The sequence below is a fragment of the Streptomyces sp. IBSBF 3136 genome, from assembly GCF_036815105.1.
In the GTDB taxonomy this organism is placed as follows: Bacteria; Actinomycetota; Actinomycetes; order Streptomycetales; family Streptomycetaceae; genus Streptomyces.
Window position 1 is genome coordinate 1 of the sequence record NZ_JAJSZC010000328.1, and the last position, 6,599, is coordinate 6,599.

Consider the following 6,599-nt stretch of genomic DNA (forward strand, 5'->3'; position numbering starts at 1 on the left):
GGCCGTCGCCGGTGTCGTCGGGGGCGTCCTCGGTGAGCAGGCCGGTGGTGTGCAGTTCGCGCCAGAAGGCGGCCGGGACCGGGGTGCCGAACTGGTCGGCGCAGTCGTGCACTTCGGCGGCCGAGCGGGCGCCGGCAAGTACAGTGGCGACGGCCGGGTGTGCGGCGCAGAAGGCGAGGGCGGCGGCGCGCAGCGTGATGCCGTGCCGCTCGGCGACGGCCGCCAGACGCTGTGCGCGCTCGACCAGCTCCCGGGGCGCGCGGCCGTAGTCGTACCTCGCCGCGGGGCCGGGATCCGCGAGCAGGCCCGAGTTGAAGGCACCGCCGATGACCACGGACACGCCGCGCGCGGCGGCCTCGGGCAGCAGCTCGCGCGCCGCGCTCTGGTCGAGCAGGGTGTAGCGGCCCGCGCAGAGCACCACGTCCACGTCGGTGTCGCGGACGAACCGGGTGAGCATCTCCGCCTGGTTCATGCCCGCGCCGATCGCGCCGACGACGCCCTCCGACCGCAGCCGCTCCAGGGCCGGGTAGGCCTCGCGGAACGCCTGCTCGGCATGGTCGTCGGGGTCGTGGAGGTAGACGACGTCGACCCGGTCGAGGCCGAGCCGTTCCAGGCTGGCCTCCAGGGTGTGGCGGACGCCGTCGGCGCCGAAGTCCCGGACGCGGCGCAGGCGGGCCGGGACGGCGAAGCCGTGTGCCAGGTCGTCGCCGATGCCGTCGGCGGGCTCGAGGCGGCGGCCGACCTTGGTGGAGACGGTGAACGCGGCCCGGTCGTACTCCCGCAGGGCCGCGCCCAGGCGCCGTTCGGACAGGCCGAGCCCGTAGTGGGGCGCGGTGTCGAAGTAGCGGATGCCGCACTGCCAGGCGGCGCGTACGGCCTCGTGCGCGCACTCGTCGTCCACCGGGGTGTAGAGGTTGCCGATCCCGGCGGCGCCGAAGCCCAGCGGGCTCACCTCGACGCCGCTGCGGCCGAGGCTCCTCACGCCTGGACCGGGGGCAGCGGCGCCGCTTCGGGACGGCCGCCCTGCGTCTCGGACCAGGCGCGCAGCTCGTTCGCCCCGACCTCCTCGACGACGCTCTGCAGCGCCTGCCGGGCGGCCGCGTCCCGCTCGGCCGCGGGCAGCAGCAGATAGCGGTCGAGTGCCCGGCGCAGCGACTCCCTCGCCTGCGCGGCCAGCACCCAGCGCGACCCGGCGCCGTACAGCTGGCGCATGCCGGTGAAGAAGACGGCGCCGCCCGCGATCAGCGCGGTGAGCCAGGCGGGGGCGTGCAGACCGGCGGCCACGACCGTCACCGACGTGGTGAGCAGGGCGCCCAGTTCGGTGACGTGGTGCAGCCGCCTGGCCCGGTCGCAGGCCCGCGCGTAGAACGCCAACTCCCGCTGGGTCAGGGCCAGCAGCGGGTCCGGCTCCGAGGCCCAGGAGTGGTCGGGGACCCTTCTTCGTCTCATCCGCACATCATCGCGGCTGCGGCCGCCCGGGGAGAAGCCCGGACGGCGCGGGGCGGGCGGGGACGAGCCGGGGCGGGGCGCCGGGGGTCCCCGTCGGCGCCCCGCCCGCCGTCGTCTCACGCCCTGCGCAGCCGCAGGGTCATCAGCTCGAAGGGCCGCAGCCGTACGGTGATCCGGTCGCCGTCGCGCGCGGGCGGCTCACCCTCGCCGGCCGGCCGCTCCAGCAGGTCCGTCACGGCGTGGTCCGTGACCGGGAAGCCGAGGTCCAGGGTGGCGGCGGCCCGGCCGCCGTGGGCCTCGTGGAAGCGGACCACGACGTCGCCGCTGCCGTCGTCGGCCAGTTTCACGGCGGTCACGACGACCGCCGGGTTGTCCACCGTGACCAGCGGGGACACCGCCCCCGCTCCGGACGCGCGCCGCTCGGGCAGGTTGATCCGCCAGCCCTCGCGGACCGCGTCGGCGATCCGCGCGCCGGGGACCAGCGCGTGCCGGAAGCGGTGCACGCCCTGGTCGGTCTCGGGGTCGGGGAACCGCGGGGCGCGCAGCAGCGACACCCGGACCGTGGTGGTCGTGCCCCGGTCGCCCTCGGTGCGGACGGTGCGGGTCACGTCGTGGCCGTACGTGGAGTCGTTGACGACCGCGACGCCCCAGCCGGGCTCCTCCAGGTGCACGAAGCGGTGGTTGCACGCCTCGAACTTGGCCGCCTCCCACGAGGTGTTGGTGTGCGTGGGCCGGTGGAAGTGCCCGAACTGCGTCTCGGACGCGTACCGTTCGGCGTGCAGGTCGAGCGGGAAGGCCAGCTTCAGGAACTTCTCCGTCTCGTGCCAGTCGACCTCCGTGTCCAGCACCAGGCGCCCCTCCCCCGGCGGCAGCGAAAGCACCTGGGTGACCCGGGACGCGCCGAAGGACCGTACGACCCGCACCGAGGAGCCGTCCTCGCCCGCCGTCACCGCGTCGGCGTCCGTGAGGTCCGTGACCGTGTTCCGGTAGAACTCGTCCACGTCCCAGGCGTCCCACATGTTCGGGAAGTCGGCGTGCAGCTGGAGCAGGTTGGCCGCGGCGCCGGGGGCGATCGTCTCGCGCCCGGCCGTCAGGTCCCGGGCGGAGACGACCAGGCCGCGGGCGTCGATCTCGATCCGCAGCAGGCCGTTGTCCAGGACGTGTCCGCCGTCCGGGCGGGGCAGGAGCGTCGTCGCGGCCTCCGTCCGCGCCGTCGCGGCCCCGCCGGCCGGGACGCCGGCGCGCGGGTGCGGGGCGGCGTTGAACACCAGGGGGGTGTTCCCCTGGCCCGCCAGCGCCCGTTGCGCGGCCCCGATGATCCCTTCCAGCTCGGCGGCGACCCGCTCGTACGTCGCCCGGGCCTCCCGGTGCACCCAGGCGATGGAGGAGCCGGGCAGGATGTCGTGGAACTGGTGCAGCAGGACCGTCTTCCAGATCCGGTCGAGGTCCTCGTACGGGTAGCGGAACCCGGTGCGCACGGCGGCGGTGGCAGCCCACAACTCGGCTTCGTACAGGAGGTGTTCGCTGCGGCGGTTGCCCTGTTTGGTCTTGGCCTGGCTGGTCAGGGTGGCGCGGTGCAGTTCGAGGTACAGCTCGCCGACCCACACCGGCGGGTCGGGGTACTCCGCCTCGGCCTTCGCGAAGAAGGCGGCGGGCGTCTCCCAGGCGACGGTCGCCGAGCCCTCCAGGTCGCGCAGCCGGGCCGCCTTGGCGACCATCTCACGGGTCGTGCCGCCGCCCCCGTCGCCCCAGCCGGTGGGCGCGAGCGAGTGCCGGGCGCGGCCCTTGTCGCGGAAGTTGCGGGCCGCGTGGGCGATCTCGCCGCCCTTCATAGAGCAGTTGTAGGTGTCGACGGGCGGGAAGTGGGTGAAGATCCGGGTGCCGTCGATGCCCTCCCACCGGAAGGTGTGGTGCGGGAACCTGTTGGTCCGCGACCAGGAGATCTTCTGCGTCAGCAGCCACTTGGAGCCGGCCGCCCTGATGATCTGCGGCAGTCCGGCGGCGAAGCCGAAGGTGTCGGGCAGCCACGCCTCCTCGTTCTCGATGCCGAACTCGTCGAGGAAGAACCGCTTGCCGTGCACGAACTGACGGGCCATCGCCTCGGAGCCCGGCATGTTGGTGTCCGACTCCACCCACATCCCGCCGGCCGGCACGAACCGCCCGCCCGCCACGGCCTTCTTCACCCGGGCCCACACCTCCGGCCGGTGCTCCTTCACCCACGCCCACTGCTGCGCCTGGGACATGGCGAAGACGAAGTCCGGCTCGTCGTCGAGGAGCGCGGTCATGTTGGACGTCGTGCGGGCCACCTTGCGCACCGTCTCGCGCAGCGGCCACAGCCAGGCCGAGTCGATGTGCGCGTGCCCGACGGCGCTGATCCGGTGGGCGGACGGCACGGCGGGGGCGGCCAGCACCCCGGTGAGCCGTTCCCGGGCGCGGTCCGCCGTGCCGTTCACGTCCTGGAGGTCCACCGCGTCCAGCGCCCGGTCGACCGCGCGCAGGATGTCGTGGCGGCGCGCGGAGTCCTCGGGCAGCTCGGCCATCAGTTCGCCCAGCACCTCCAGGTCGAGCACCAGCTGCCACACGGTCTCGTCGAAGACGGCGAGGTCCATGCGGGCGAGCGTGTACTGCGGCTCGTGCCCGGCGGTGGCCGGGTCGCCGAGCGGGGTGGGCCGGAACGGGTGGTAGTCGAGGACGACGGGGTTGGAGGCGGCCTCGACGTGCAGGCGCACCTCCTCGCCGCCGGCGGCGGGGGCGGCGACGCGCACCCACTGGTTGCGCGGGTTGAGCCCCTTCACCGGTGTGCCGTCGGGCCGGTAGACCAGACCCTCGCACTGGAAGCCGGGCATGTTCTCGTCGAAGCCGAGGTCGAGCAGGGCCTCCACGGTCCGGCCCGCCCACGCCTCGGGGACGGTGCCGGTCACCCGGAACCAGCTCGTGCCCCAGGGGGCACCCCACCGGGCGCCCACCTCGATCGGCGACGGCTCGGCCGCAAGACCCCGCTCGACCGGGACCGGCTCGCCCGGGGCGTGCCAGACGGCGACCCGCAGCGGCACGGACTCGGGGTACACCGCGGGGCGGATGCGTTCGTCGAGGACGCGCCGGAGGCGGGCTTCGACCAGAGTGCGGTCGTCATGCATGTGGGGTGCTCCCTGCTGGGGTGTCCGGGGTGATTACCAGGTGTGGGTGACGGTCACGGGAGTCGAGGCGTTGTAGAGCTCCCCCACGCCGCGCAGTTCGAACCGTGCCGCGCTCTCGCCCTGCTCGGGCCGCAGGCCGGCGACGAAGAAGGCGCGCTGGCAGGTGCCGCCGAGGAAGCGGCGGGTGCCGTCGGGCAGGACGCGGTGCACGGTGTAGTGGCGGACGGGCCCCGGGGCGGCGTTCCAGGCGAGGCGCAGGTCGCCGCCGTTCGCCGCGGTGACGCGGGCGCCGGTGGGTGCGGCGGGTACGGCGGGCGGGCCGGCCGTGTCGCGGACGGCGATCGCGCCCAGCCGCCAGCGCACCGGCCCTCCGCCCGCGGTGATTCGGACCCCGAGGGCGTGCACGGTGCCGGAGAGACCGGCGAGCGGCAGCTCCACCGTCCGCCAGCCGTGGGCGGAGTCCCTGCGGCACGCCCCGCCGCCGGGGTCCACCGGCAGGTACCGGTACGGCGGTGCCGCCCCGGCCGCCGCGGGTTCGGCGGTCGCCACGGCCAGCTCGACGTCCGCCTCCCCGGCCTCCGCCCTGTAGGTCAGTTCGGCCACGGTGTTCCGGGTGATCGGCAGCCGGGTCGCGTACAGGTCCAGCACCGCGGGCCCGTCCTGGGCGCCTGCGACCAGCACACTGCTGCCGCCCCGCCAGGCGTCGTCGAAGTCGAAGGTGACGGTGGGCCGCTGACCCGCCGTCCGCACCGTCCAACGGCGCGAGGGCAGCCGGTCCTGGAGCCCGAGGTGGTTCCAGGGGGCGTCCGAGGTGACCTCTCCGGCCTCGTACCAGCGCAGTCCGTGCCCGGTGTTGAACACGCTCGCGAACGGCACCGAGGACACCGTCGAGCGGTCCGCCACCGACACGGCGGGCGCCCGCCACGGGTCGGTGGCGTCCGGTCGCGCCGGGTCCAGGGACCGGCCGGTCCAGAACCGGTCGTCGGCCGCGTGGAAGTCGGCGGGGGCGCGCCGGTCGGCCGGCAGGTGCTCGCGGGTCCATTCGGGCCGGTAGAAGCCGATGGAGGCGATGTGGGGTCTGCCGGTGGGGACGATCGCGTCCCAGTCCACCGGGGTGTCCGAGCCGTTCGACTCGACGTCGACGCCCGCCCGCAGGTCGTACCGGCTGCGCCCCAGCTGTCCGGCCCTCGTCCCCGAGGCGGCGAGGGTGCCCGCGCTCCACCGGAAGTCGACGAACATGTCGTCGGCGGCCTGGAAGAAGGCCTGGTTCTGGCTGTCCAGCGCGCCCTGCCAGGCGATCGTGCCGTTGACGGTCATCGCGTCGTACCAGGTCACCCGCTGTCCCCGGGCGGCCGCGAGCGTCCTCAGCTCCTTGACGAAGCCCAGCATCGCGGTGCCGAGCGCGGTGTTCCCGCCGCCGGTCTCGGCGTTCACGAACCAGCCGTCGAAGCCGTACGCCGCGGCCACCGCGACAAGTCGGGCCGCGAGGGGGAAGCGCCCGGCGGCGTCCTGCTGGACGAGGTCGCGGGTCCACCGCAGCTGACCGCCGTAGGCGGTGGGCGGCAGGAAGACGTTGCCGAGGACGGGCACGCCGTGCCGGTGGGCGGCGTCCACGATCGGCGCGTTCGGCGCCAGGATCAGTCCCTCGCCCGCCGAGCCGCCCCAGAACACCAGCTCGTCCACATAGGCCCAGTGGGTGAGGGCGTAGTAGTCGGCGTCGGCAGCGCCCTGGGAGGGGTTGACGGAGGTGGGCCCGAAGGAGACCAGGGCCTGGACGCGGGCCTGCCCCGCGCGGGCGGTCGGGTTCGCCGGGACCGGGGTGAAGCGGGCAGCGAGCGGAACCGACGCGGCGTTGAAGGCGAGGTCGGGGTCGTCGGCGGCACGCCACGCCTTCAGGCTCCGCCAGGTGATCCCGGTGCCGGGGCTGCCGGCGGGGAGGGAGTCCGGGTACCAGTAGGAAGCGTACGGCGGGGAGGCCGTGGCGCGGGGCCGGCCGGCCGCGAGGGCGGGCAC

General features: G+C 74.9%; 4 protein-coding genes. All 4 read right to left on the reverse strand.

Annotation, left to right across the window (positions count from 1 at the left end; all coding sequences use genetic code 11):
• The coding region (locus tag V7E45_RS37770; RefSeq protein WP_333778794.1) for an aldo/keto reductase at window positions 1-982 on the reverse strand (982 nt) is incomplete at its 3' end.
• Window positions 979-1,449 (reverse strand): DUF4231 domain-containing protein, encoded by a 471-nt coding sequence (locus tag V7E45_RS37775; RefSeq protein ID WP_333778796.1) that lies wholly within the window; start codon window positions 1,447-1,449, stop codon window positions 979-981. The genes V7E45_RS37775 and V7E45_RS37770, both read right to left, overlap by 4 nt.
• 116 nt (window positions 1,450-1,565) lie before the next feature.
• Window positions 1,566-4,586 (reverse strand): alpha-mannosidase, encoded by a 3,021-nt coding sequence (locus V7E45_RS37780; RefSeq protein ID WP_333778797.1) that lies wholly within the window; start codon window positions 4,584-4,586, stop codon window positions 1,566-1,568.
• A gap of 33 nt (window positions 4,587-4,619) precedes the next feature.
• Window positions 4,620-6,599, reverse strand: a 1,980-nt coding sequence (locus V7E45_RS37785; RefSeq protein ID WP_443056343.1) for an endo-beta-N-acetylglucosaminidase, incomplete at its 5' end; no start/stop codon positions are given.

What these genes read in the sequence shown, in the direction of transcription:
- V7E45_RS37775 (WP_333778796.1), bottom strand. Translation starts at nt 1,449, where the DNA reads ATGAGACGAAGAAGGGTCCCCGACCACTCCTGGGCCTCGGAGCCGGAC.
- V7E45_RS37780 (WP_333778797.1), bottom strand. Translation starts at nt 4,586, where the DNA reads ATGCATGACGACCGCACTCTGGTCGAAGCCCGCCTCCGGCGCGTCCTC.